This window comes from Amycolatopsis vancoresmycina, assembly GCF_000716785.1.
Classification (GTDB): Bacteria; Actinomycetota; Actinomycetes; order Mycobacteriales; family Pseudonocardiaceae; genus Amycolatopsis; species Amycolatopsis vancoresmycina.
This window is the reverse complement of record NZ_JNYY01000029.1, coordinates 46158-72153: the sequence shown is the minus strand read 5'-3', so window position 1 is coordinate 72153 and position 25996 is coordinate 46158. Positions and strand designations below refer to the sequence as shown.

General features: G+C 72.8%; 22 protein-coding genes and 1 other RNA gene. 8 read left to right on the top strand and 15 right to left on the bottom strand.

Annotated features, from left to right (window positions below; all coding sequences use genetic code 11):
• The first annotated feature begins 27 nt into the window (after nucleotides 1-27).
• The 3 genes from OO60_RS41045 to OO60_RS41035 are packed head-to-tail and all read left to right on the top strand — an operon-like array spanning nucleotide 28 to nucleotide 2140.
• The gene (locus tag OO60_RS41045) at nucleotides 28-762 is read left to right on the top strand and encodes a FadR/GntR family transcriptional regulator (RefSeq protein ID WP_004559644.1); all 735 of its coding nucleotides are present in this window, start codon (nucleotides 28-30) and stop codon (nucleotides 760-762) included.
• Nucleotides 763-796: 34 nt separating this feature from the next.
• Nucleotides 797-1504 carry a cache domain-containing protein gene (locus tag OO60_RS41040; RefSeq protein ID WP_004559645.1) on the top strand — a complete coding sequence of 236 codons (708 nt, stop codon included), beginning with the start codon at nucleotides 797-799 and terminating at the stop codon, nucleotides 1502-1504.
• Nucleotides 1505-1507: 3 nt separating this feature from the next.
• Nucleotides 1508-2140 carry a hypothetical protein gene (locus OO60_RS41035; RefSeq protein WP_205624260.1) on the top strand — a complete coding sequence of 211 codons (633 nt, stop codon included), beginning with the start codon at nucleotides 1508-1510 and terminating at the stop codon, nucleotides 2138-2140.
• On the opposite strand, the gene OO60_RS41030 is transcribed toward OO60_RS41035, so the two are convergent.
• Nucleotides 2096-3535 (bottom strand): PucR family transcriptional regulator, encoded by a 1440-nt coding sequence (locus OO60_RS41030; protein ID WP_033263396.1) that lies wholly within the window; start codon nucleotides 3533-3535, stop codon nucleotides 2096-2098. The genes OO60_RS41035 and OO60_RS41030 overlap by 45 nt on opposite strands.
• Nucleotides 3536-3636: 101 nt before the next feature.
• On the opposite strand from OO60_RS41030, the gene gabT reads away from it, so the two are divergent.
• Together gabT and OO60_RS41020 are read left to right on the top strand one after the other, a co-directional pair.
• Nucleotides 3637-4992 (top strand): 4-aminobutyrate--2-oxoglutarate transaminase, encoded by a 1356-nt coding sequence (gabT, locus tag OO60_RS41025; RefSeq protein WP_004558704.1) that lies wholly within the window; start codon nucleotides 3637-3639, stop codon nucleotides 4990-4992.
• Entirely contained in the window at nucleotides 4989-6416 is a 1428-nt protein-coding gene (locus tag OO60_RS41020) for an aldehyde dehydrogenase family protein (protein ID WP_004558703.1), read from the top strand. Before gabT ends, OO60_RS41020 begins: the two co-directional genes overlap by 4 nt.
• Nucleotides 6417-6610: 194 nt before the next feature.
• Here the strand turns inward: OO60_RS41020 and OO60_RS41015 are convergent, their stop codons facing one another.
• Together OO60_RS41015 and OO60_RS41010 are read right to left on the bottom strand one after the other, a co-directional pair.
• Complete coding sequence (locus tag OO60_RS41015) at nucleotides 6611-7384, bottom strand: helical backbone metal receptor (RefSeq protein ID WP_004558702.1); 774 nt, start codon at nucleotides 7382-7384, stop codon at nucleotides 6611-6613.
• Nucleotides 7381-8787, bottom strand: a complete 1407-nt coding sequence (locus OO60_RS41010) for an RNB domain-containing ribonuclease (protein ID WP_033263395.1) — start codon at nucleotides 8785-8787, stop codon at nucleotides 7381-7383. The genes OO60_RS41015 and OO60_RS41010 overlap by 4 nt, the downstream gene beginning before the upstream one ends.
• 127 nt (nucleotides 8788-8914) lie before the next feature.
• On the opposite strand from OO60_RS41010, the gene OO60_RS41005 reads away from it, so the two are divergent.
• Nucleotides 8915-9859, top strand: a complete 945-nt coding sequence (locus OO60_RS41005; RefSeq protein WP_033263394.1) for an ATP-binding protein — start codon at nucleotides 8915-8917, stop codon at nucleotides 9857-9859.
• On the opposite strand, the gene OO60_RS41000 is transcribed toward OO60_RS41005, so the two are convergent.
• From OO60_RS41000 to OO60_RS40950, 12 genes are all read right to left on the bottom strand, one after another.
• The gene (locus OO60_RS41000) at nucleotides 9856-10041 is read right to left on the bottom strand and encodes a hypothetical protein (RefSeq protein WP_033263393.1); all 186 of its coding nucleotides are present in this window, start codon (nucleotides 10039-10041) and stop codon (nucleotides 9856-9858) included. The two genes, OO60_RS41005 and OO60_RS41000, sit on opposite strands and share 4 nt — an antisense overlap.
• Before the next feature lie 2693 nt (nucleotides 10042-12734).
• Nucleotides 12735-13721, bottom strand: coding sequence for a C40 family peptidase (locus OO60_RS40995; RefSeq protein ID WP_425304670.1), 987 nt, complete (start codon nucleotides 13719-13721; stop codon nucleotides 12735-12737).
• 17 nt (nucleotides 13722-13738) lie between these two features.
• Entirely contained in the window at nucleotides 13739-14341 is a 603-nt protein-coding gene (locus tag OO60_RS40990; RefSeq protein ID WP_033263391.1) for a hypothetical protein, read from the bottom strand.
• Nucleotides 14342-14344: 3 nt separating this feature from the next.
• Nucleotides 14345-16408 (bottom strand): hypothetical protein, encoded by a 2064-nt coding sequence (locus OO60_RS40985; RefSeq protein ID WP_033263390.1) that lies wholly within the window; start codon nucleotides 16406-16408, stop codon nucleotides 14345-14347.
• Between the two features lie 115 nt (nucleotides 16409-16523).
• Nucleotides 16524-19472: an ATP-binding protein gene (locus OO60_RS40980; protein ID WP_033263389.1), complete on the bottom strand. Its 2949-nt coding sequence runs from the start codon at nucleotides 19470-19472 to the stop codon at nucleotides 16524-16526.
• Nucleotides 19473-19475: 3 nt separating this feature from the next.
• A complete protein-coding gene (locus OO60_RS40975) occupies nucleotides 19476-19955 on the bottom strand; it encodes a hypothetical protein (protein WP_004562704.1) in 480 nt (159 codons plus the stop codon).
• A gap of 10 nt (nucleotides 19956-19965) precedes the next feature.
• Nucleotides 19966-20232, bottom strand: a complete 267-nt coding sequence (locus OO60_RS40970; RefSeq protein ID WP_004562703.1) for a hypothetical protein — start codon at nucleotides 20230-20232, stop codon at nucleotides 19966-19968.
• 453 nt (nucleotides 20233-20685) lie between these two features.
• Nucleotides 20686-21540, bottom strand: a complete 855-nt coding sequence (locus tag OO60_RS40965) for an SCO6745 family protein (protein ID WP_004562702.1) — start codon at nucleotides 21538-21540, stop codon at nucleotides 20686-20688.
• A gap of 105 nt (nucleotides 21541-21645) precedes the next feature.
• An RNA gene (rnpB, locus tag OO60_RS45265) (RNase P RNA component class A) lies at nucleotides 21646-22043 on the bottom strand.
• A gap of 20 nt (nucleotides 22044-22063) precedes the next feature.
• The gene (locus OO60_RS40960) at nucleotides 22064-23299 is read right to left on the bottom strand and encodes an NAD(P)/FAD-dependent oxidoreductase (protein WP_033263388.1); all 1236 of its coding nucleotides are present in this window, start codon (nucleotides 23297-23299) and stop codon (nucleotides 22064-22066) included.
• Entirely contained in the window at nucleotides 23296-24108 is an 813-nt protein-coding gene (locus OO60_RS40955; RefSeq protein WP_004562700.1) for a ferredoxin, read from the bottom strand. The genes OO60_RS40960 and OO60_RS40955 overlap by 4 nt, the downstream gene beginning before the upstream one ends.
• 7 nt (nucleotides 24109-24115) lie before the next feature.
• Nucleotides 24116-24784 carry a DUF4142 domain-containing protein gene (locus tag OO60_RS40950; protein WP_004562699.1) on the bottom strand — a complete coding sequence of 223 codons (669 nt, stop codon included), beginning with the start codon at nucleotides 24782-24784 and terminating at the stop codon, nucleotides 24116-24118.
• 249 nt (nucleotides 24785-25033) lie between these two features.
• Between OO60_RS40950 and OO60_RS40945 the strand changes: the two genes are divergently transcribed.
• Nucleotides 25034-25612 (top strand): sigma-70 family RNA polymerase sigma factor, encoded by a 579-nt coding sequence (locus tag OO60_RS40945; protein WP_004562698.1) that lies wholly within the window; start codon nucleotides 25034-25036, stop codon nucleotides 25610-25612.
• Nucleotides 25609-25986, top strand: coding sequence for a hypothetical protein (locus OO60_RS40940; protein WP_033263387.1), 378 nt, complete (start codon nucleotides 25609-25611; stop codon nucleotides 25984-25986). The genes OO60_RS40945 and OO60_RS40940 overlap by 4 nt, the downstream gene beginning before the upstream one ends.
• Nucleotides 25987-25996: the final 10 nt, after the last annotated feature.

The window sequence follows — 25996 nt, the reverse complement described above, 5'->3', positions numbered from 1 at the left end:
GAACGGGTAGTCCGGCGAAGGGGCACGATGCGCAAGGGCATGTCGCACAGCGCGCGATCCGCCATGTTCGCGCCGCTCGGCCAGGTCGGCCGGGCGGAAGCGGTGGCGGCTCGGCTGGTCGACGCCATCACGCTCGGCCTGCTGGCCGACGAAGAGCAGCTGCCCAGCGAGGCCGACCTGGCCGCCCAGTTCGGCGTCTCGACCGTGACGGTCCGGGAGGCGCTGGTGGCGCTGCGGCAGCAGGGCCTGGTCGAGACGCGCCGGGGCCGCAGCGGCGGCAGCTTCGTCCGCGCGCCGGCCAACCCGCCGCCGGACGCCTGGCGCGCGCGGCTGGCCGAGGTGTCGCTGTCGGACCTGCGGGACGTAGGCGACCACTACCTGGCGATCGCCGGGGCCGCCGCGAAGCTCGCCGCCGAGCGCAGCTCCCCCGAAGACGTCGCCCGGCTGCGGCTGGCAGCCGACGACCTCCGCACGGCCCACGGCATCGACTTCACCCGGGCCGAGCGGCAGTTCCACCTGGAGGTCGCGGCGGCCGCGCAGTCGCCGCGGCTCACGCACGAAGAGGTCCACCTGCAGAGCGAACTCGGCGGGCTGCTGTGGTTGCCGCTCGGGCCGGCGACGCCTTCGTGCGAGGAACACGCGGCGATCACCAAGGCGATTTCCGCCGCGGACGGCGAACTGGCCCGCAAACTCACGGAGGAGCACCTGCTGGCCGCGCTCGACCGGCTCGCGGACGTTCACCTCGACTTGCTCGCCCCGTAAACTCCGGCACAATCCGCGCATCGAGGTGAGCACCGTGAACGACACCCGCACGCTGGCCGGCGACGAGGTCGTCGAGCAGGTCTCGGCGTTGGTGGAAGGGGTCTTCGGCCGGCTGAAGCCGTTGCTGGCGGCGGCCGAGTCGGTACTGGCGGACGCCCCGGCCGCGGCCGCGCTGCACCGGATCCGGCCGCAGGTCACCGAGGCGCTCGGCGGCCTGATCATCGGCGCGGGCTTCGTCAGCGCGCCGCACGTGCTCGCCGATTCGGAGTTCGGCTTCGAGTGGTGGACGGCCGGGTCTCCCCCGGCCCAGCTGTTCATCAGCCTCGACCCGGCGAGCGAGAACTTCCTGGACTACACGCGCCAGTCGTGGTTCACCGTCCCGCGCGACACCGGGCGGCGGCACATCAACGGCCCTTACGTCGACTACCTGTGCACCGACGAGTACACGCTGACGTTCACGATCCCGGTGTTCCGCTCCGGCGCCTTCGCAGGCGTAGTGGGCGCGGACGTCTACGTGCGCGAGTTCGAGCGGGCGGTCCGGCCGCGGTTGCGTGCGCTGGGGCGCGGGGCGGCGCTGCTGAACGCGCAGGGCCGGGTGATCGTGTCCAACAGCGTCCGGCAGCCGACGGGGTCCCTGGTGCGCGAGGCCGACGTCCCGGCGTGGTGGTCGGCGGGCGCGGAGCCGGGCCCCGGCCTGCGGCGCTGCGGGGACTCGCCGATCGTGCTGGTGACCGGGGCCTGAGAAGTGCCCGGACGTGACTGGCGGGTGCTGCTGCTGGGCGGCGCGTCCGGCACCGGCAAGAGCCGGGTCGCTTATCCGCTGGCGCGGCGGTACGGGGTCCCGATCGTCGAGGTGGACGACCTGGTCCTCGCCGTGCAGCGGATGACCACCCCGGAGCAGCAACCGCTGCTGCACCACTGGGACACCCACCCGGACGCCGGCCGCCTGCCCGTCTCGCGCGTCGTCGAGCTGCAGGCGGCGATCGCCGAGGCGCTGCAGCCGGCGTTGGAGGCGGTGATCGGCAACCACCTGGAGACCGATACCCCGGTCGTCATCGAGGGCGACTACCTGCTGCCCGCGCTGGCCGCACAGGACTCGTTCGACGGCCAGGCGGCCGAGGGCCGCGTCCGCGCGGTGTTCCTGCACGAGCCCGACCCCGCTCAGCTGGTAGCCAACTACCTTGAGCGTGAACCACACGAAGGCGAGCAGCGAAGCCGGGCCGAGGCCAGCGCCCGCTACGGCGACTGGCTGGCGGCGCGGGCCGTCGAACAGGGCATCCCGGTGGTTCCCGCGCGACCGTGGGCCACCACGCTGAGCCGGGCCTTGCTGGACCTAGGTCTGCAGCGCGACCCAGAGCTCCGCGCGGACGCCCGGTGAGTCCAGGTCGCGGCCCAGCAGCTCCTGCGCCTTGGTGATCCGGTTCCGCAGGGTGTGCCGGTGGACGCCGAGGCGCGCCGCGGCGACGTCCCAGTGGCCGTGGTGCTCCAGCCAGCAGCGCAGCGACGTCTCCAGGTCGCCGCGGCCCGTCTCGTCGTGGCGGCGCAGCGGGGCCAGCAGGTTCTCGCCGTAGATGTGGGCCACCACCGGGTCGATGAGGGACAGCAGGCCGCGCGCCGAGTGCTCGGCCGCCGACACCAGGGCCTTGCCCTCGGCCTCCGCCACCCGGCACGCCAGTTCCGCCTGTTCCAGCCCGGCCGCGAAGCCCGCCGCGGTCACCGGGCCGGCCAGGCCCCCGTGCAGGCCGCCGACCCGCAGCGCCGCGTCCGTCACGACGTCGGCGGCGCCGATCGCGACCACCGTCGAGCCGTGCCGCGCGGCGAAAACCGGCTCGTTTTCCAGCGCGCCGAGCAGCTTGCGCCGCGCGGCCGGCGGGCCGGCGAACACCAGCACCGACCACGGCGCGGCCGGCGCCTCGGCCCCGGAAGCGGCGAGCACCCGCAGCGCCAGCTCGGCCTGGCCGCCCACCAGCAGCTCCAGCAGCCCGGTCCGCAACGCCTCCCGCGCCGCCGCTTGCGCGCGATCCTGTTCCAGCGCCAGGGAAAGCACCGAAACCGCCGTGTTGACGATGTGCCGTCCCGCCGTGTCGAGTGCCGCGCCGACGGCGAGCACCCGGCGTGCGCCGGTGTCGAGGGTCTGCAGCACGACCTCCTGCCCCTCCAGCGCGACGACTCGCGTGCCGGTGCGAAGGCGCTCCAGCTCTTCGCGCAGCGAAGGGCCGTACGCGCGCGCACTCGCCGGAGCTGCTTCGCTGACGGTTGTCCGGTCGAAGAGCAGCACCCAGCCGTCGACCAGCTTCGCCAGCTTGCGCAGCACCCCCGCCGGGCCGCTCCGGCCGACCGCCGTGCGGGTCAGCTCCTGCTGCGCGCGGCCGATCCGGACCGTCGTCGCGTACTCGTCGGCCGCCACCGCCCGCGAAACCGCCCGGGTGATCGCGATGAACGGCGTCTCGCGCGGAACCTCCAGCACCGGCAGCCCGACCTCGCCCGCCGTCGCCACGAGTGAGCGTGGCACGAACTCGTGGCTCAGGCCGACGCCGAAGCCGAGGGCCGCCACCCCGGTGCCGACCAGGCGGCGCACGTAGGCCGGCGACGTCTCTTCGTCCAGGGCCAGGCCGGTGGTGAGCAGCAGCTCGCCGCCCTCGAGGAACGCCTGCGGGTCGGTCAGCTCGGTCGGGTGGACCCAGCCGATCGGGCGGTCCAGGAGGTCGTCGCCGGTCAGCACCCGCAGCCCGAGCGGGCGCTCGGCGGCCAGGCCGGCCAGGGTGAGTGCCATAACGGCCAATCGTACGCGCCGAAATGGACAGAACGGCCAGCTGACGACGGTCGCCGCGGGATTCATCCTGAGGACGTCCACCGACTTCCCAGGAGCACGCCGTGACCGCAAGCACCACCGCCGGGCCGCAGGCCCCGGCACCCCGGCAGCGCAGGCTGCGCACCGAGATCCCCGGCCCGCTCTCGCGCGAGCTGCAGGAGCGGCGCGTCGCCGCCGTCGCCGCCGGGGTCAGCTCGGTGCTGCCCGTCTTCGTCACCTCCGCCAGCGGCGGCCTGCTCACCGACGCCGACGGCAACGTCCTGATCGACTTCGGCTCCGGCATCGCGGTGACCAACGTCGGGCACTCCGCACCGGCCGTCGTCGACCGCGTCCGCAAGCAGGCGTGCTGGTTCACCCACACGTGTTTCATGGTCACGCCGTACGAGGGGTACGTCGAGGTCTGCGAAGCACTGGCCGAGCTGACGCCGGGCGACCACGCGAAGAAGTCGGTGCTGTTCAACTCCGGCGCCGAAGCCGTCGAGAACGCCGTGAAGATCGCGCGGGTGGCGACCGGGCGCCAGGCCGTCGTCGTGTTCGACCACGCCTACCACGGCCGCACCAACCTCACGATGGGCATGACCGCGAAGTCCGTGCCCTACAAGCACGGCTTCGGGCCGTTCGCGCCCGAGGTCTACCGCGTGCCGGGCTCGTACCCGTTCCGCGACGGCCTGTCCGGCCCCGAAGCGGCCGCGCTGGCCATCGACCGGATCGAGAAGCAGATCGGCGGCGATCAGGTGGCGGCGGTCGTCTTGGAGCCCATCCAGGGCGAGGGCGGCTTCATCGAGCCCGCGCGGGGCTTCCTGCCCGCGATTTCGGCGTGGTGCCGCGAAAACGGCGTCGTGTTCGTCGCGGACGAGGTCCAGACAGGCTTCTGCCGCACCGGGTCCTGGTTCGCCTCGGCCGACGAGGACGTGGTGCCGGACCTGATCGCGACGGCCAAGGGCATCGCGGGCGGGCTGCCGCTGTCCGCCGTCACCGGCCGCGCTTCCCTGCTGGACGCGGTGCCACCGGGCGGCCTCGGCGGCACGTACGGCGGCAACCCGATCGCCTGCGCCGCGGCGCTGGGCTCGATCGAGACGATGAAGAACGAGGACCTCGCGGCGTCGGCCAAGCGCGTCGAAGGTGTCGTCCTGCCCCGGCTGCGGGCGCTGGCCGCCGAGACCGGCGTGATCGGCGACGTCCGCGGGCGCGGCGCGATGCTGGCCGCGGAGTTCGTCCGGCCGGGCACCGCGGAACCGGACGCCGACCTGACCAAGCGCGTCGCGGCGGCCTGCCACCGGGCCGGCGTGGTCGTGCTGACCTGCGGCACCTACGGCAACGTCGTCCGGCTGCTGCCGCCGCTGTCCCTGTCCAACGACCTGCTCGACGAGGGCCTCTCGGTCCTCGAGCACGCTGTCCGCACGGAGGCCCGCGCATGACCTTCCCGTTCTGGATCGCCGGCAAGCCGGTGACCGCCGGTGCGACGGCCGTCGTCCACCACCCGTTCGACGGCTCGTCCGCCGGGTCGCACTTCGTCCCGTCGGCGGCGGACGTCGAAGCCGCGGTCCAGGCCGCGGCCGACGTCGCCGCCGAGTTCGCCACGCTGCCCGCGCACGTCCGTGCCGGTGCGCTGGACCACGTGTCCCGTTCCCTGGGTGAGCGGTCCGAAGAGATCGCCGCGTTGATCACGGCGGAGTCGGGCAAGCCCCTGAAGTGGGCCCGCGGCGAGGTGGGGCGCGCGGTGTCGACGTTCCGCTGGGCGGCGGAGGAGGCCCGCCGGTTCTCGGGCGAACTGCAGCGCCTGGACACGGACGCGGGCGGCACCGGACGGCTGGCCCTGGTCCGGCGCGTGCCGCGCGGGCCGGTGCTGGGCATCACGCCGTTCAACTTCCCGCTGAACCTGGTGGCGCACAAGGTGGCCCCGGCGATCGCGGCAGGCGCCCCGATCGTGCTCAAGCCCGCGCCGGCGACCCCGCTGACGGCGTTGCTGCTGGGCGAGATCCTGGCCGCGACGGACCTCCCGGCGGGCTCGTGGTCGATCCTGCCGGTGGACAACGAGACGTCGTCGCAGCTGGTCGAGGACCCGCGGCTGCCGGTGGTGTCGTTCACGGGTTCGGTCCCGGTGGGCTGGGCGATCCGCGACCGCGTGCCCCGCAAGCACGTGGCACTGGAACTGGGCGGCAACGCGGCGGTCCTGGTCTGTCCGGATTGGCCGGACCTGGACTTCGCGGCCCAGCGCATCGCGACGTTCGCGATGTACCAGGCGGGGCAGTCGTGCATCTCGGTGCAGCGGGTGTACGTCCACGACTCCGTTTACGACGCTCTGACCGAGAAGGTCCTTTCCCAGGTCCGCGCGCTGGGGGTGGGCGATCCGCGTGCTGACGGTGTCGACGTCGGGCCGCTGATCAACCTCGACGCGGCTTCCCGGGTTGCCGCTTGGGTTTCCGAGGCGGTTTCGTCGGGCGCGACGCTGCTCACCGGCGGCGGTCAGTCGGGGGCGACGGTGGAGCCGACGGTGCTCGCGGACGTGCCCGAGGACGCGTCGGTGATGGCGGAGGAGGTGTTCGGGCCGGTGGTTTCGCTGGTCCGGGTGTCCTCGGTGGCGGAGGGGGTCGAGCGGATCAACGCGTCCCGGTTCGGGCTGCAGGCGGGCGTGTTCACGCGCGATCTGCCGACGGCGTTCGAGGTGTCAGCGGCCTTGCAGGTGGGGGGCGTGATCGTGGGTGACGTGCCGAGCTTCCGCGCGGACCAGATGCCGTACGGCGGGGTGAAGGACTCGGGCGTGGGCCGTGAAGGCCCCGCGGCGGCGATGGCGGACTTCACGGAGGAGCGGGTAACGGTCCTGACGGGTCTGACGCTGTAAGCCGTGTGAGACCGCTGATCCTGCTCGACGTGGACGGCCCGCTGAGCCCGTGGGCGGCCCCGCGCCAGGCGAAGCCTGCCGGCTACGTCGAGCAGTCGCTGCGGCTCTCCCGGTGGAGCCGCAGGCGGCTGCGGATCTGGCTGAACCCCGCGCACGGACCCGCGCTGCTCGCGAACCGACTCGCCGACCGGCCCTCAGAGCCCGGCCAGCACGGCGGTGAGAGCCTCGTGCGCCTCGACGAGGGACGGGCCGTACCACGTGAGGTACCGCCCCGAGACCAGGACGTACCGCGCCTCCGGGAAGTGGTCCGGGCCGTCCTCCTCGGTGAACACGTACGGCTCGTCCGGCAGCACCAGCAGGTCCGCGTCCGCCGCGAACCGGGCCCGCAGTTCCTCCACGTCCGGGCGCGGGTAGCGCTCCTCCGCCGTCGCGTACGCGTTCGCCACGCCCAGCCGGCGCAGGACTTCCCCCGCGAACGTGTCGCGGCCCAGCACTATCCACGGCTTGCGCCACACCGGCACCACCGCGTGGAACCGGACCGGCCGGGTCTCGCGCCAGACCTCCTCCGCCGTGACCAGCCACTCCGGCTCGTCCAGTTCGTACGCCTGCGTCAGGATCCGCCGCAATGACCCCAGCGCCGCCGGGACCGTCGCCGCCGCGGCCATCACCCAGACCGGGATTCCGTTGGCGCGCAGGCGTTCCACGTCCTCCGGGCGGTTCTCCTCCGCGTTGGCCAGCACCAGGTCCGGCGCCAGGTCGAGCACCCGGTCCAGCTTCGGGTACTTCGAGCCACCCACCCGTGTGACGTCCAAAGTGGACGGATGGGTGCAGTAGTCCGTCGCGCCGGCGAGGCGGCCGGGTGCGCTGACCTCGACCGCTTCGGTCAGTGACGGCACCAGGGACACGACTCGGGAAGCCGGGCCGCGCACCGGCACCGGTTCTCCGAGGTCGTCGACGAGGTACGTCATGCGCGCTCGAACGACACCTTCCGCTTCTCGACGTCGACCGCGGTGAGCCGGACCGCGATCCGCTCGCCCGCGGTCAGCCGCTCCCCCGCGCACTTCGCCATCACCGTCGGGTCCTCGACCAGGATCTCCGCCTTGTTCTCGTCCGCGCGCAGCACCACCGCGCTGAACTCGCCGCCGACGTGCTCAGCCAGCACCCACGCCTCGACCTGGTCGATGCACGCCCGTTCGACCTTCGCGGCCAGCGCGTCCGACGCGCTCATCCGCTCCGGGACGTCCGCCAGCGCCGCCCGCACCCACGCCGGGACCTCGCGGCCGGCCGAGACGGCGAGGCAGATCTCCGTGGCGAACCGGTCGACCAGCCGCCGGATCGGCGCCGTGACGTGCGCGTACGCGCCGCCGATGCCCGCGTGCGTCGTCAGCGACGGCAGCTCGCCGTCGAACGCCGTGTAGCCCGCGCCGCGCAGCAGCCGGGTCGTGTCGGCGTAGAGGGCCATCGACGCCGGCTGGCCCGGGTCCAATCGGGACAGGAACTCCGACACGGTCGCTCCCGGCGCCCAGGCGATGCCCAGCGCTTCGGCCGAGCGGCGCAGCCAGTCGACGGCCTCCGGTTCCGGGTCGGGCAACGTCCGGAGGACGCCGATCCGCGCGTCGAGCATGATCCGCGCCGCGGCCATCCCGGTGAGCAGCGAAATCTCGGCGTTCCACGCGTCGACGGCGGTGCGCGGGCGGCGGGCGAGCACCCAGCCGCCGTCCGGGTCGCCGGTGATCTCCTGCTCCGGCAGCTGCAGCTCGACCGCGCCGCGCCGGACGGCCAGCTCGCGCCGCCGCCGTCCCAGCTCCGGCAGCGCGGCCACCGACGGGTGCGGGTTCCCGGCGTCGAGCGCGGCCTGCACCGTCTCGTAGTCGAACTGCTCGGTGGACCGGACCAGCGCGCGGCGGACGCGGGTGGCGGTCGGCTCGCCGGCGTCGTCGGTCTCGATGGTCCAGAGCACCGCGGGCCGGACCTCGCCGGGCAGCAGGCTCGCCGCGCCTTCGGAGAGCACCGGCGGGTGCAGCGGGACGTTGCCGTCGGGCAGGTAGAGCGTCTGCCCGCGCAGGCGGGATTCGCGGTCGAGCGCGCCGCCGGGCGGGACGAACGCGGCGAGGTCGGCGATGGCGTAGTGCACGCGGAAGCCGTGCGCGGTCTTCTCGACGACCATCGCCTGGTCGAGGTCCTTGGACCCGGGCGGGTCGATGGTGACGAAGGGAAGGTCCGTCGCGTCCTCGCGGGGGCCCGCGCTGGCGAGCGGGTCGAGGACCGCCGCCTCCGCCTCGGCCAGCACCTCGGGCCCGAACGACTCCGGCAGCGAAAACTCGGCACGCAGGGGGCCGAAGTCCCCGCCCGCCGAGTGTGTCCTGATCACGAGGGGAGGCACCCCCCAACCCTAACCCGCTCCGGGCCCGGAGATCGCCCGATCGGGCGCGGGCCGGTCGGGTGTACGTTGCGCGGGTAAAATGAAAACCGTCTTCATTGCCAGAAAGGTCTCTCCTGTGAAGATCGCGTTCGTCGGCAAGGGCGGCAGCGGCAAGACCACGTTGTCGTCGCTGTTCGTCGCGTACCTCGCCGACGCCGGGCTGCCGGTGCTGGCCATCGACGCCGACATCAACCAGCACCTCGCGGTGGCGCTCGGCGCGACCGAGGAGGAAGCGCTCGCCTGGCCGACGCTCGGCGACAACATGGCCCTGATCAAGGACTACCTGCGGGGCGACAACCCGCGGATCCCCGACCCGGCGTCGATGATCAAGACGACCCCACCGGGCCGCGGGTCGCGGCTGGTCCGGCCGTTCGAGGACAACCCGGTGTTCTCGGCGTGCTTCCGGCAGCTGGGCGGGGTCCGGCTCGGCGTCACGGGGCAGTTCGACGAGGACGACCTCGGCGTCAAGTGCTACCACTCGAAGGTGGGGGCGGCGGAGCTGCTGCTGAACCACCTGGTGGACGTCGAGGGCGAGTACGTCGTAATGGACATGACGGCGGGCGCGGACGCGTTCGCTTCGGGGCTGTTCACCCGGTTCGACGTGACGTTCCTGGTGTGCGAGCCGACGGTCCGGAGTGTGGGGGTGTACCGCCAGTACGCGGACCACGCACGCGACTACGGCGTGCGGCTGGTGGTGGTCGGCAACAAGGTGACGGACGCGGAGGACGTCGAGTTCCTGCAGGACCAGGTCGGCTCCGCGTTGCTGGGGTGGATTTCGGCATCGGGGCACGTGCGCGCGGCGGAGCGCGGCACGGCCCGGCCGATCGCCGAGCTCGAGCCGCGCAACCTCTCGACGCTGCGTTCGATGCTGGTGACGGTGGACGCGGAGCAGCGCGACTGGGCGCGCTACCAGCGCCAGGCGGTCGAGTTCCACCTGCGGAACGCCCGCGCCTGGGCGGGCGCCGACCTCGCGTCGCAGGTGGACCCGGAGTTCGTGCCGGGCCCGCAGCCGGTGGTCTAGTCGTCGTCCTCGGCATCGGCCCGCCGGGTGCGCTCACGAGCGATCTCGAGAGCGCGCCGGGCGGTGGCCTCGTCCGGGTAGGGGCCGAGCAGGTCGATGCCGCGGCTGCGTTCGAGGTGCTCGACCTCGTGGGTGCGGGTGTTGTAGTACCACCCCGGGTCCGGGTTCGGGTCTTTGGCCATGGTCCAAGGTTCGCATCCCCGGGCCGGTTTTTCAGCGCTTGTACCGGTACGGGATCTCGGTCGGCTGCCCGGTGGGGCCGAAGTCCTGCGGTTCTTCGGGATCGGGCTGTTCAGGGAACTCGTCGAACCAGCCACGCGGAGTACCGCGGGGCGGGGTCTCGGGCTCCTGCCGGGTGGGTTGCGGAAGCGGGGTGTCCCGCCCGGGGAAGACGGGCCGGGCGTTCGGCGCGGGCGGAACGGGCGGCATGGTGCCGGGGCCGGGGAAGACCGGCCGTGCCGGGGCGGCGTGGCGGGCGGGGAAGGGTTGGGGGGTGGACTCCGGGCCGGGGAAGACGGGCTTGGGAGGTCCTGGCGGGGTGGTTTCCCGGGGCGGGTTCGAAGCCGGGCCTTGGGGGGTGATGCCCTGCGGTGGACCGATCTCTTGGGCTGGTGCAGTGGGGGCCTGCAGATCGGGCGTGCCCCAGGGGGGCCGGGGCAGCTGGGAACCGACCACCGGAGGGGGCGCTACCGGCGGGGGTGGCGCGGCGGTCGGCTGCGGTGCGGCGGTCGGGGCAGGCTGGGGCTCGGGCGCCGCTGGTGCGGTCGGCTGCTGTTCCGCCGCTGGGGGCACGGGAGCCTCAGGCTGGGGCGCGTTCCCGGCCACGAAGGCGGTGGAGGTCGGTGCCTCAGGTTCGTTGGAGGGCACCGGTTCGGTGGCTTCCAGGCGGGCAGCATTCCATGCTCCGGATCCAGCCGGAGGACGATGTTCCGACCGGCCGAAGTCCTGGGGTGCCGGTTCGTGCAGGCTGGCAGCGGCAGCCGGGTGACCAGCCGCCGTCGAGGGCTCGACCGGAGCAGCGGGCTGCGGCCGGTCCAAGTTCTGGGGTGCCGGTTCAGGCAGGCCGGCAGCCGCTGGCTGACCCACCTCCATCGGCGGGGGCTCGACCGGTGCGGCGGGCTGCGGCCGGTCGAGGTTCTGGGGCGCCGGTTCAGGCAGGCTGGCAGCCGCTGGCTGACTCGCCTCCATCGGCGGGGGCTCAACCGGTGCGGCGGGCTGCGGCCGGTCGAGATTCTGGGGCGCCGGTTCGGGCGGGGCCTCCGGCCCGCCCGTCTCGCTCGAGACCCCTTCAACCGCCGCGGTTACCTCTGGCTGCGCCGCGTGCTTGGGCGCCGGTTCAGCCGGGGCGGCAGCCTGCGGCTGCCCCACCTCACCTGGCGCCCGCTCCCCTGCCGGTACGGCCGCCTCCGGCGGCCTCGTGTCCTGCGGCACCGGCTCGGCCGGTGCGGAGGTCGCAGCCTCCGAATGGCTTGCCTCGCTCGGTGCCGCTTCAACCGCAGCTCCCGCGGCCACCTCGACCGCTGCTGGAGCCTCCGGCGGGTCCTGCCTCACAGGACCGGCCGAGGCGGCGACCTCCGGCCGGCTCACCTCCACCGGCACCGGTTCAACCGCAGCCGATGCGGCAGCCTCCGGCGCCCTCACCTCCGGCGACACCGGCTCGGCCGGTGCCGGGGCAGGCTCCAAATGACTTGCCTCGCTCGGTGCCGCTGCGGGGGCCTCCGGCGGGTCCTGCCTCACGGAACCGGCCGAGGCCGCAGCCTCCGACCGGCTCACCTCCACCGGCGCTGGTTCAACCGGCGCCGGTTCAGCAGCCGCCGACTGCCGTGCCGATTCCGGCGAGGCAGCAACATCCGGCCGACTCGTCCGCGCCGGTTCGACAGCATCCGGCCGATCCAACGGCGCCGGTTCGACTACCTCCGGCCGGCTCACCGGCGCCGGTTCGAGCGCAGCCTCCGCCCCACCACCGTTCCGCGCCACGTCAGCCCCGGGCCGGCTCACCTCGGCCGGCCCGCCACCCGCCGAAACTCCCCGGCCCCCCGAAGCCCCTGGCCTCTCCCCCCGAGCCGGCTCGGGAATCGGCGCAGGCGACCCGGCAGCCGCATGGCGAGGGGACGGTGCCCGTACCTCCGGCTCCGCACCCCGCCCCTCCGCTGGACGGCCCCAACCAGGCGGCGGCTGCTCCGGTGTCCCCGGCACCGACGGCGCCGGTGGCGGCTGGGGCACGGTACGCCACACCGGGGCCGGCCCGATGTTCATCGGGGCCGGGGCCTGGCCCGACGGAGCCGCCGTCGGTGGGGCCGGCCTGGCCCCTGGCCTCGGGATCGGGTCCAGGCATGACACCAGCACCGACGTGTTCTCCGGGTCCTCCACCTTCCGGCCGCTTCGCTCGCGGTAGACCATCTCGCCGTCGGCGTCCATCTCCACCAGGTAGCCCGCCTCCGCGAGCTGCTCCTCGTCGAGGTCCGCCAGCTTCTCGTACCGCGATGGCACCACCCGGTAGATCGGCCAGGCCAGCGAAGCGTGCTCCGCGTGGAACTGGGCCAGCAACGCCGCCATCTGGTGCTGCCACGGCAGCGACATGCCCTCCGCCAGCGACCGCGGGAGCACCACGTACCCCGCGTCGACGCCCGGGTAGCCCTGGCTCAGCTGGTCGGCCAGCGGGGTGCTGGACACGGGACGAGCCGACTGCCGGGGCGGCTGGGGTGCGCCGAACAGCGCCGCCGGGTCTCGGGGCTCGCCCGCTCCGGACTTGCCTCGCCTGCCGAATTTGCGTCCCACGTGCTCATCCTCTGCCAGTACGCGGCCACCTGCTCGTGGAAGCGCCGCGACGTCGGGTGAATCGGCCGGTCGGTGTCAGGGCCTTCTCGACCCCATGCTAAACGCCGGGGCGGACCGCCTGCGGCACCAGTTCACGCTCGTCGAACGAGAACGCCCGCGTGTGCACCGGCACACCCGTCTGCTGCGCTTCGACGACCTTGCCGTCGCCCAGGTACATCATCACGTGGTGGATGGACGACGGGTCCGACGGATCGGTGGCGAGGAACAGCAGGTCACCGGGCTGCGCCTCCCGCACCGGCAGCAACGCGCCGGCGTGGTACTGGTCGCGTGAGACGCGCGGCAGAATGATCCCCGCCGACTCGTACGCCCGGAGCATCAGCCCCGAACAGTCGTACGAGTCCGGGCCTGTGGCACCCCACACATACGGCTTACCCTGCTCGCCCAGCGCGAAACCGATCGCCTTCCCGGCGGCCTGGCTGGGCGGCAGCAGCGCCCCCATGCCGGTCCCGCAGGCGACGACGTCGACGACCTGGCCGACCTTCTCCACCAGGGTCGCCGCCATCGGCTCCCACTTGTGGTAGCGGTCCGGGAAGCCCGAGCGCTCGACCGCCTGCGCCGCGTCGCCCGGGCGGCGGTTTTCCCAGTCCGGCACCGCGAGCAGCACGTCGAAGAACTTGTTGACCTCGTACGTCGGGTCGGTGACCTGCGCCACCGTGCCCCAGCCCATCGTCGGCCGCATCTGGAAGATGCCCAGGGAGTCGCGGTCGCCGTAGGTGAGGTTGTGCAGCCCGGACTCGGTCATCCCGGCCTGGATCGCGACCTGCCACGCGCGCGGCGCCAGCGACCGCTGCTTGCCGATCGAAATGATCAGCGCGACGATCCCGCGCTGCTCGTCGTCCAGCTTCGACGCGTCGACCGTGCCGCGGTCGCCCTGGCCCGGCTGCGTCGGCCCGACCGAGGCGTCGCAGCTCATCAGGGACACGCTCCGCGCCTGGGCCTGCTGGTTGTCGATCACGACCTTCGCGGCGACCGCGGTCACGACCAGGGCACCGACCGCGACGAACACGATCAGCCCCAGCCACAACCCCAGCCGCCGCACGGTCAGCTCGCCTGGTCGTAGTCGGCGACCCGCCAGCCGGCGTTCGTGCTCACCACCGTGATGGCCAGTTTCGGCCCGTCGGTGGGGATGGTCAGCTGCACCGAACTCGGGTACGACGTGCCGACCGTCGGCTCACCGGTGACCTTGGTCGCCGGGATGTTCGCCGGGTCCACCGTCCCCATCACCGGCAGGTACTCCTCGGTGGTGAACGGCTTCAGCTGCGCGAGCCACTGCTCGGAGGTCATGCCGGCCGGGTGGTTGACCCAGGCCGCGGCCCATTCCTTGGCGACGCGGATCGCGTCGCCGTTCGGTGCCGCCGGGGTCGGGGTGGCCAGCGGCGTGGACAGCCGCGTCGGCAGGTTGGACGTCGGGACGGGCGCGGCGATGCCCGGCTGGGTCGTCGTGACCGACGTCGTCGTCCCGGCGGTGGGTGGGGCCGCCTTGGCCTGCGGTTTGCCGACCACCTTGGGCAGCACGATGCCGAGCGCGGTGACCAGGATGGCCAGGAACACCAGCGTCCCCATCAGGTGGCGGGGCGAGCGCAGCGGCCAGCCCCACAGGCGCCGGTAGACCGCGGTGCGGCCGCGGTTGGTGCGGATCGGCATCGGTCACCGCCCCAGCACTTGGTCGGTGTCACGCGGTTCTTCACGAACCTCGATGCCGCGCGACGGCCGGAAGAGCACGAAGACCGGCTTGCCCGCGACGACTTCGGGGTCGACGCGCCGCGGCTGGGCGCGCACGCCCGGGGTGCGCGGCGCGAAGTCGCTGAAGCTCGACTCGGGCGGGCGCAGGTCGGAGGGCACGACGACGGGCTCGGGTTCGTCGCTCCACCGCCGGTCGGCCACCGGCGAGGTGTCGACGCGCCGGCTCTCCTCCCGGGTGGTCGGACGGCCACCGGCCCCGACGACGACGTACTCGCCGCCGTCACCGCTGGCCGGGTTGTACTGGCCGAACACGGGAGCACCGGGACGCCTGCCCGCGGGCAGCGCCCCCGCGGACCCGCCCCCGGCGACGGCCCCCGGCCAGGCGCCGGACCAGGCCGCGGCCGGGCGGGAGGCGCCGTTGTCGAGGCGCTGGGCGTTGGCGAAGATGGTGGCTTCCGGCCGGAACCGCCCACCACCGGCGGTGGCGCCGAGCGGGCCGCGCTGCTCGCCGTCGACGACGTCGTCGGTGTCACGGACGTTCTGCCAGAACTCGTCCTGCGGGGTCGGGCCGTTGCGGTTGCGCCGGAACCGGGAGAAGATCCCGCCCCCGGGCGACGGCACGGCGGCGCCGACCATGCTGACCGACATCTCGACCATCTGCCACAGCCGCCGCACGGGCCGCCCGACCATGAACAGCAGCACGGTGATGAGCCCGGCGAGGACCATCTGCGTGAGCATGTTGAGCGAGTTCCCGGCGTCGAAGATGGCCTGCAGGAGCAGGGCGTGCACGCCGGCGAGGACGGAGAGCACGACGAGGTTGAAGGCGACGCCGCCGGCGACCTTGAGCACGCGGCGGAGGATCTCCGGGTGGAGGAGGGCGATGAGGCCGATCAGGGGCGCGGTGAGGGCGAAAAGGCGGATGAGGACCTGGGCCAGCAGCACGGACGCTTTCGCCAGGAGCTGGAAGAGGGAGTAGACGAGGGCCTGGCCGAGGGAGAGGAAGCCGGCGCCGGTGCGGCCGCCCGCTTCGCCGGTGAAGTAACCGGTGGCCGGGCCGAGTTTGGTGGAGATGTCCTTGTAGGCGTTCTTCTTGCCGTCGATGACGGCCTGGTTGCCGTCGTCGCCGTTCACCAGCTGGTTGCGGGTGAACGCCTGCGCGTCCAGCAGCGGCTTGCCGTACTGCTCCGCCTGCGGTGCCGTCGGTGTGCCGAACTCCCCGCGCAGCCAGTTGTTGTAGACGATCTGCGTGTGGAGCTGGGTGGGCAGGATGTCCCGGATGATCCGGTCGCCGCTCTCGTCGACGAAGCCCGCCTGGATGTTCGTCGTGGTCTGGACGATCGCTTTGTCGATGGGGTCGAAGTAGCGCAGCATCGCCAGCGAGGACGCGGCGAGCCAGACACCGGCCAGGGCGTAGAGCGCCCGTTTGCTGACCGCGGCCAGGTCGCCCCGCCAGATGTTGCGGAACATCATGATCGACAGGACCAGCGCGACCAGGCCGAACAGCTGGGCGTAGATGTTGTTGTAGACCTTTTCGGCGCCCGACTTCACGGCGTTGTAGATCGGGTTCAGCAGGCCACCCTCGAGCACCGTGTAGTGCAGCGAGTTGGTGGCACCGACGATGTTCTTGCCCAGGTTGAACAACTGGTTGCCACCCCAGGTGTCCAAAGTGGATCCCGCCGGGGTCAGGTTCAGACCCGAGCAGTTGGTCTCGAAGGTGTTCCACACCATGCCGGCGTAGCCGTAGTCGATGTACGCGCTGTTCGGCTCGCCGTGGCCCTCCGGCGGATCGATCGCGCCGACCATCCCGGCTCCCGGGCGTTCCGGGTTCGGCGCCTCGCCGCACGCCGCCGCGCTGGCCGCGGGGGCCGTGGCGATGGCCTGCAACCCGAAGACCAGCATGACGGCGAACATGGTCGCCCGGCGGCTCGGCACGCGCCGGGCCCGCGGGCCTTCCTTGATCCGGCGCTTCAGCGTGTGCCATCCGGCGGCCAGCGTCAGCAGCACCGCCAACGTCAGCAGGGTGTTCATGCGGCGCCCCCCGCGGTCGTCCGCGCGGTCGCGAAGGGACCGGCCGCGCAGCGGCGGGCCGCGACCCGGCGGCCGGGGCCCGCGCCTGCTCGCATGCCTCGTTCCCGGGCCGCGTTCATGCGGCGTCCCGGCCGGTGCCGCCCTTTCCACCTGTGCGGGCGTGCTGCTGCCCGTTGGACGGCTGGACCCCGCCCTCCACTTCGCCCGTCTCCGACGCCAGTGGGTCCGGGGCGCCGAGGAGGTTCTCGTCGGCCAGGCCGACCTCCAGTTCCGCCGCCAGCTCGAAGTCCTGCTCCAGCTCGATGTCGTCCTCCGGGGGTACCGGGACGTACGGCTTCTTCTCCTCCGTGACCGGCAGGGCCAGCTCGTTGCCCGGGCGGCGGGTGGCCGCGTCCTTCGAACCCGGGGTCGTGTCCATCACCGCGCGCAGGTGGTCCAGGTGGGGGCCCGAGAAGTCGACGCGGATGCGCTCCACGCCGCCGGCGCCGTCGCCGAAGATGAACTGGCGGGGCTCCACGTCCCGCTCCAGGCCCCGCTGCGCTCCGGGACGGCGACCCAACGCCGCCACGACCTGCTCGTACCCCACGCCGACCGGGACCTTCAGGAGCCGCAGGGCGTCGGCCTGGGCGTCGTCGTCGTCCAAGCGGCCGACGAACACCGAGTCCAGCAGGGCCACGAAACCCTGGATCTTCAGGAAGTCCGCCGGGATCTGGGACGACAGCAGCACGCGGACGTTCCACTTGCGCGAGTCACGCGCGAAGCGGTTCATCAGCACACGCCCCGTCGGGACCTCCGACAGGAAGAACGCCTCGTCGATCCAGACGCCCTTGCGCATCTCCTTCGGCTTCTCGTACACCGACCGCTGGGTCAGCCACGCCGCCAGGTTCAGCATCTCGACACCCAGCGACTCCGCGTCCGTCCAGTACTCGCGGGGGACGCCGTCCTTCGGCAGGGTCAGCCCGGCCATCGTCAGGACCGTCAGCCGGTCGTCGCGGGTCTCCGAGTACGGGTCCGCGTCCGACTCCGGGATCAGCAGCGCCATCCGCTCGCGCATCTCGTCCAGGAAGTCCGCGACGACGCCCGCGTGCTCGTGGTGCTCCGACGAATCCCGGCGCAGGGCATCGATTACCTGGCCCGGATCGGCGTCGAAGCGGCCGCCCACAGCCCGGACCGCGCGCAGCAGCACGATCCGCGTCTGCGCCATCCGGGACACCTCGTACGGCAGGACACCCGTCAGGACGTCCAGCACCAGACGCCGCCGCGTCGCGCCCGCCAGCGCCTTCTCGCGGCGCCACGACCGCTCGGGGTCGTCCTCGTCCATGAAGTGCTCGATCAGCGGCTCGGCGACCACCCGGTACGGGTTCAGGATCCCCGGCTGCGCGTTGAGCAGGTTGATCGGCCGCGCGTACGGGCGCAGCTCCGGCAGGTCGCACAGCCGCGACAGCGGGCCGGACGGGTCGAGGATCGTCCAGTTCGCCCCCGCGCGCAGCGTCTTGTAGACGATGCCGCCGCCGAGGAACGACTTACCGCCACCCAGGCCGGCCACCATGGCCGTCAGGCCGGAGCCGTCGCGGATTTCCTGCGCCATCCACGGGTCCCAGGCCACCGGGCGGCGGGTTGCCGTGCACGTCTCGCCGAGGAGGATGCCGCGGCGGTCGCCGACCTCCGCCGTCGCCGTCGGGACCGCCGAGGACGCCCAGACCACCGAGCCGCGGCGCATGTACGCCGCCGAGGCCAGCGGCTCGCCCGGGATGAACTCCCGCGCCATCGCGTACTGGGCTTCGGGGTGCTCGATGGCGATCTTCGGCTTGTACAGGTCGAGCAGCTGCTGGGCCAGGCGCAGCGCGTCGCGCTCGGTCGGGCCGGACACCGCCAGCCGCCACCACGAGCGCACGCGGGTGGCCAGCGCGGTGAAGCCCGACGTCATCTCGTCGTCGATCTCCAGCACGCGCCCGGCCTGGCGGGACAGCGACTGCGGTGGTTCCAGCTCGTGCTCGTCGGTGTAGTGCTTGACCTGCGAGCGGACCTTGTTCATCTGGCGCTGCAGCTCGCCGGCTACCTCTTCGGGCCGCCGGACGTAGATGCGCGCGGACACCTCGACCGCGGCGGGCAGCCGGTCGGCGTGCTGGATCCACGGGTCGTCGACCTCGGGGATCTGCAGGCCGTGCATCTGCCCGACGGTCAGGATGGCCAGGTGCCGCGAGACGCCGGCGTTGGAGCCGGTGCGGCCGCGGACGGTGACCGTCGGCGCGTACGGGTCGGCGTAGTAGTCGGCCGCGTCGGTGAAGCTGGCCAAGTCCTCCGGCTCCCAGGCCGCGCCGGGCACGGCGGGCATGTTCCGCGGCGCGGGCAGGCCCAGCGAGCACGAGCGGTGCATCAGCCAGGACATCTCCTCGGCGTGCACCGGGCGGCCCTCGAGCCCGGCGCTGCCGATGACCTGGTCGAGGTGCTCGACCTCGGAGTCCAGCGCGGTCAGCTCGGCGTCCACGGCCTCGGGCAGGATCTTGCGCAGCACCGGCGCGGCCCGCTCGACCGCGCGGTCGACCATGCGCCGGGTCTGCACCTGGACACCCAGGTAGACCTCTTTTTCGGCCATCGAGCGGCCCATCAGCTGCTGCTGCTCGCCGATCAGGTAGTCGTCGAACGACAGCGCGCCCGGGACGTCGCCGGGGCGGTTGTGCGCGTTGTAGACGTGCGCCTCGGCCCACATCCGGATCGGGTACGGCCGGTTCGTCACGCGCAGGTGCAGCCAGCGGCCCTGCAGCTCGGCGTACTGGCCGGCGATGGCGGCGATCAGGTCGCGCCGCTGCGAGTCCGAGCGGAACGACCAGCGCTGCGGCGCCAGCCGGTACCAGGCGTAGACCTCCACGCCGGTGCGGACCAGGTGCCCGTCGATGCTTCGCACCGCGATCGACGGGGTATAAGCGGGAATCGCCTGCTCACCGGGCAGGCGCGCCTTGTTCCCCGAGCCGTTCCGCGACGCGCGGACCTGCTCGGGCGGTTGCCATGCGCCCGAGTGGGTGTCCCGACCCCGTTTTCCTCGGCTACCGCCGCGACCGAACAACGACTACCTCCCGGCCCGAGCTGCGTTACGGCTCCGGCGCGCTCGTGGTGCTCCCTGGGTGACTGACGCACCCGGCGGGCCGCCGTGGTGCTGGTACTGCCGCCTGCGGCGGTGCTTCGGCAGCGGGCGCTCGGCCCGCACCCGGACGCGGCTGGCGCTGACCGCGCCGCCGGTGCCGGTGGTCCGCTCCCGTGGCGTGTTGAGCTCGCGCCCCGCCATCGCGACCACGGCGCCGAGCGGGCGCTCGTGGCTGATCTTGGCCGTGAGCAGCCGGGTGATCACGATGGTGGCGACGAACGCCCACGCCGTCGAGAAGAACCCGAAGCTCCACCCGGCCCAGCGTTCGACGCCGAGGACCAGGAAGAACGTCGGGATGCCGATGAGCCAGGCGACGTACCGGGCTCTCCAGGGAAAAGTCGCTTTCGGCGGGCCGAGCCACACGGCGTCGACCCGGTAAACCTCGTCATCGGTCCTGATGCGCACGCGGCCCGCCTCAGCCGGTGAACAGGCCGGCGATCCACTGGCCCACGTTCACGCCCGCGCCGCTGACCGCGAGACCGATGATGGCGAGCGCGATGACCACGCCGGCGAGCCGGCGCATGACACCGGCGTTGTCGCCCTTGCCGCCGCCCAGCCACAGGAGCAGGAGTGCGACGGCCAGCAGCACCAGGGGGATGACGTTGTCGAGCAGCCACTGGCGCACGTTTCCGGTGCCCAGCTCGCCGGCGGCCAGCGTGTCGAGGGTGGTCAAGGTCATCATCGCGATACTCCCGGTGCGCGGTGGGGGCCGCGCGGTTCTGGCTCAGGCGGTGCTTCGAACAACATCATGGGGGCTACGAGGGGTAGTGGTCAAAGTGCGCAGCGTAGACACCGGCTGGCTCGTCAACCGGCGTGGTGCGGATGGCACGCGAAAACTCCACGCCCACCATCATCGCGGCAAGGGCCCTCGGGTTGAACCCCGGCCACCCATACTTCTCAGTGTGCTGACGAACTCACCCCATTGCCCGGGATTTGCTCACTGTGGGTACTGACACTGTGGCCGTTGTGCGGCCTGGAACAGTGTTGCATGACACGATCGGCCGTGTCGCGCGAGTCCGCTCTGTGACGACGGCCCGCCGGTCGGCGGCCATGTCGATCTTGGGCACGCGTGCTGTCCGTCACGGGGTGTCCGAAACTTCACCAATTCTTCACTACATAGCGTGATCTTGACCGTTCACGGTCGGCCGAGCGCGAACACCCCATCGGGGAAGGCGCCGGCCTCGACGACGTGGCGGCTGAGGCCGCGGCACAGTTCCTCGAGCCGCGCGGTGCGCTCGGGGCCCAGGTGGTCCCACGGTCCCCGCGCGGCCGTCTCGGTCGCCACCTCGATGCGGTCACGCAACGCGGCGCCCGCGTCGGTCAGGGCGCCTTCGGCGTCGAGGAGCCCGCGGGCCTCCAGACGGCCTGCGGCGGCGGCCCACTGCTCGTCGCTCCAGCCGCGGGTGAGCTTCGCGGCGGCGAGGTTGAAGCCACGTCCGGTGGCGCTGTGGGTGACGAGGGCTTCGAGCCCGTCGAGCCCTTCGAGGACCAGGGCGGCGATGTGGCCGTCGCCGCGGTGTTCGCGGATCAGCGTGACGGCGTGCCAGAGGACGAGGTGCGGCTCGCCCGGCCAGGCGAGCCCCGCGTGGGCGGCGTAGAGCGGACGTCCTTCGCCGGTGCACCCGGCGGCGGCCTCGCGCGCGAGTTCGGCGGCTTCGGCGACCTCGTCGCTCTTGACGTGGTCGCCGAGCAGCCGGGTCAGTGCCTTGTCGACGCCCTCGAGGCGGGCGTCCAGGACCTGCTCCGGCGTCGCCAGGGTCCAGGCGCGCGGGATCACGCGGGCGACGACCTCGGGGTTGAAGTTGTAGAAGGTGGCGGCGACGACCTCCGGGCCGACGGCCCCCATGGCCGCGGACCGGCTCGCGAAGTACGGCATCCGGCCAGGCCGCAGCCCGATCCCGGTGAGCGCGGCGTCGACCTCGGGCGCGAAGTACGCCAAGGCGTGCAAGGAATCGAAAGCCGACTTGAACCGCTGCTCGTCACCCGCCATGCCCGCACCCTACTACCGGGTAACCACACCGCGGAACCGTCCGCCCGGACTCTCGTGAGTGGTAAGACGAGTTTGAACTCGCCTTACCACTCACAAGAGTCCGGGCGGACGAGCTGGCGTGTAAGCCGGATCCTGTTCCCCGGTCGCCTTGCGGCTCGCGGGGCGGCGGCCATCCATCTCGGCCTGCCGTTGCCGGCAGGCTCCAGCGGCCTACCCGCAGGCTCGGACGGGCCGTCCTCGAACGCCTGCGCAGGAGCCCTCGGGCTCCCTCTTGGCCTTGCTCCGGGTGGGGTTTACCTAGCCGTCCCGGTCGCCCGGGACGCTGGTGGTCTCTTACACCACCGTTTCACCCTTACCCCGGCCCTCGCGGGCCGGAGCGGTCTGTTTTCTGTGGCACTGTCCCGCGGGTCACCCCGGGTTGCCGTTAGCAACCACCCTGCCCTGCGGAGTCCGGACTTTCCTCGAACCGGGTCGCCCCGGCTCGCGACCGCCCTGCCAGCTCGTCCGCAGGCAGGATGGTAGCTCAGTACCCGGCCACGGCCTCGGTGTGGTGACGCGGCCGGGCCTCGGGCGGCGGCTCGGCGGGCGCCGGGTGCTGGCGGGCGAGCTCGGCCGTCCAGTGCAGCACCGCGGCCGGGCTGTCGAGGCCGATCAGGCCGACGAGCCTGCCGTGCCGCACGAACCCGGTGATCGGCCGCGTGCCGGGGACGGGCGACTCGAGCAGCACCGTGTCGGTCGCCAGTGACGGACGGCCCGCGACCTGGATGCGGACGCCGTGCTGTTCGGACCAGTACCGCGGCACCGGGGTGTAGGCCGGCGACCCCTGCGGGCCGGTGAGCAGGTTCTGAGCCGCGGCGCGGCTCATCTCGACGGCGTTGAGCCAGTGCTCGTCGCGCTGCGGTGTCGCGTCGAAGCGGAGGTTGGGCCAGCGGGCGACGTCGCCGGCCGCGACGATCGTCGACGAGCCGACGACGTGGCAGGTCGGCCCGCAGACGACGCCGTCGTCGAGCGGGAGCTTGGCGCCGCGCAGCCACGACACGGCCGGGACGCTGCCCACGGCGACGACCACGCAGGCGACGTCGATCGCCCGGCCGTCGGCGAACTCCAGGCCGACGTGGTTCGGTGCGGGCCGCCAGCGGCGGATCGTGGTGCCGAGTTCGAGCTGGACGCCGCGGGCGGTGTGCAGGGCCGTGAGCCAGTCGCCGATGTCGCGGCCGAGGACGTCGGACAGCAGCGGTCTCGACCGTCCGAAGAGGACGACGTCCCGGTTCATCTCCCGCAGGCTGGAAGCGACTTCGCAACCGATGAAACCGTCGCCGACGACCGCGACCCGGCCGGGGCCGGCGGCGAGCGCCCGCTGGAGGGCGATCGTGTCGGCGAGGGTGCGCACGACGACCACGCGCGGGTGGCCGTGCGGCGCGCCCGGCATCCGGCGGGGTTCGACGCCGGTGGCGATGATCAGGCCGTCGTAGCGGAGTTCCTCGTCGCGCAGGTGCACGATCTGCCGGTTCGGCGACAACGCCGTGACGGGCGTGCCGAACCGCCATTCGGCGTCGACTTCGAGCGGGTCGGCGAGCAGGGTGTCGGCGCGGCTGACCGCGCCGGTCAGCAGCTGCTTGGACAGCGCCGGCCGGTGGTAGGCGATGTCGGGCTCGGCGCCGAGGACGACGACTTCGCCGTCGAACCCGAGTTCGCGCAGCCGTTCGGCCGCGCGCAGGCCGGCGAGGCCGGCTCCGGCGATGACGATGCGTTCGCTCATCGGGTGGCTCCCAACAGGTGGATGGCTCGCATGGGGCAGGCGCGCGCGGCGGCCTGGACGTTCGGGACCAGTTCGGCCTCCGGGCGCCTCTCGTAGGCGAGCTGCCCGTCCAGGCCGAGCTGGAAGACCTGCGGCGCCTCGGACTGGCAGACCCCGTAGGCGTGGCAGCGCTGGCTGTCGACGTCGACGCGCAGGGTCGACGGCTCCGGGCCGGGCTCGGGCGGCGGGAGCGTGACGAGCCCGGCGCGGGCGAGCACGGCCGCGGGCAGCACGCGCAGAACCGACAGCAGCACCGGCGGGACGAGCAGCGTGATGCCGGCGAGCCAGACGACGGCGAGGTGCCCGCTCGAGACGGCGCCCAGCCAGGCGTGCACGGCGAGCAGGGCGACGGCGAGGTACCCGGCCTGGTGGAAGCGGAGCCAGCGGCCTTCACGGGCGCCCCGGCGCAGGCCCGCCGTCACCGACACGGCGATGACGAGCTCGAGCCCGGCGATGCCGAGCGCGTGCCGCGCGCTGCCGTCGTAGAACGGCAGCAGCAGGTCGGCGACGCCGAAGGGGTCGTCCTCCAGGAACAGGAACGTCAGCCCGTGCAGGGTGCCGGTGGCGAGGGTGAACGCGGCGAGCAGCACGTGCCCGGTGCGGAGCGCGTCCTGGCCGCTGAACCGGCGGACCCAGCCGGTGGCGGAGAGCACGCCCCAGCACAGCGTCAGGCACATGCAGAGGTAGGTGAGGCGGCCGGACAGCGTGGCCGCCTCGGCGATCCCGGTGTCGTGGGGGGACACCGGGACCAGCGCGGCTGAGGGGGACATGGGCGGGTTACCTCCGGGGGCGCGGCGAGGTCCTGCCGGGGGTCCCGAGCAGGCGGAGCAGGCCGAACGTGGCGACGGCGGCGAGGGCCACGGAACCGGCACCGAGGGCGATGGCGCCGCCGCCGAGGGTGTCGTCCTCGGTGGCGGAGACGAGCAGGGACGTGGTTTCGGCGAGCCCGGTGCTCTCGAGGAGCGTCAGGTGCCCGAGCGAGGTGTCGACGGCGGTCTGGGCGAACGCGCGGACGTCGTCGTCGCGGGTGCCGGCGCGGACGTCGGAGGCGAGGCCGAAGAGGGTGCCGTACTCGGCGCGGAGGCGGTTGACGTAGGCGCGGTCGAACGCGTCGCCGGAGTCGGCGGCGATCTCGTCGGCCCAGCCGCGCTCCTGGTCCGTCGGCTCCCCCGGGAGGGTGACGGCGAGCCGGTCGGCGACGGCGCGCAGGGCGACGTCGAGGCGGGCCTGGTCGTCGGCGATGCGGACGGCGACGGCGCGGACGCGGCGGTTGGTCGCGCGCTCGACCGCGAGCCTGCTCGACGGCACGGCCCACAGCGTGTGCTGCTTCAGCCGGGTCAGCAGGGCGCGGTCGGTCTGCTGCAGTTCCCCGGCGGACGCCGGGAGCGCACACCCGAGCACCAGCGCGGTCGCGGCGGCCAGCAACGCCACGAATCGGAGCGGCATCCCCGTTGTCCCTTCGCAAAAGGAGTCGTCATATCCAGCTACGGGCGGCGGGTGTGATCCGGTTCTCACCGTCACCTTTTAGTGACCTGTGACGTGCATCACAAGACAGATTGTGAACCCCGCTACGGTGAGCCACGTCGGGCCCGCAGCTAATTGGGCCGGGAAACTAATGCATATGGTCTATTAAGTGTTTTTGCGCTACGCTCCGGTAGCCCCACGGTCCGCCAGTCAGGTGAGGTTGCGAGCTTTATGGAAGCACTGGGCAGAGAAAGTCGCGGCCACGTCGGCTACGCCCCGTCCGCCACCGCGGTCGACACCGGCCCCGACACGGGGGACGACCTCGTCCCGTTGCTCTACAAGGACTTCCGCGCGACGCTGTTTGCGCAGGTCCTGGCCCTGACCAACCATGACCGGCAGTGGACCGAGGACGTGGTGCAGGAGACCATGATCCGCGCGTGGCAGCACTCCGACACGCTCGAACGCGAGCCCGGAATGCTGCGCGGATGGCTGCTCACGGTGGCTCGCCGGATCGTCATCGACGGCTGGAGGAATCGCCGCGTCCGCCCGCAGGAGGTCGCTCTGGAGATCCCGGAAAACGCCGAGTCCACCGATCGCACGGACAGCTCGTTAGCCGCGCTAACGATTACTCGCGCATTGCGCGAACTGGACGCGAAATATCAGTCCGTCATCTACGAGACGTATCTCGCCGGAAACACCGTTCGACAGGCAGCGGAAATTCTCGGAATTCCGGAGGGAACCGTCAAATCGCGGTTGTACACGGCGATGCGGCAATTGCGGAAGGCGCTCGGGGAAGTGACGGTCCGATGAGGGGGCGGCACGCGGACGCCGCGGCCTACGGGCTCGGCGTCCTCGACGATCCGGAAGAGTTCGAAGCGCACCTGCTCGGCTGCGCCCGCTGCCGGGGCCGGGTCGCCGGGTTCGGCCCGGTGGCCGGCGCGCTGGCGGAGGCCGCGCGGCTGGGCTACCTGCCGCCGGGCGACGGGGCGGCCCGGCGCCGGAAGGTGGCCGGCCCGCTCCTGCTGCTCGCGCTCGGGGTGGCCGTCACGGCCTGCTGCGTGGCCCGGCCGGCCACCGGGAAGATCCGGTTCGCATCCGCTGCGTCCATCGTCTCCCCTGGTCAGGTCGTGGCCGGTGCCGGCTGCGCGCCGCGGAGTCTCCCGTGGCCGGCCGGTTTCCAGTAGTCTGCCCCAA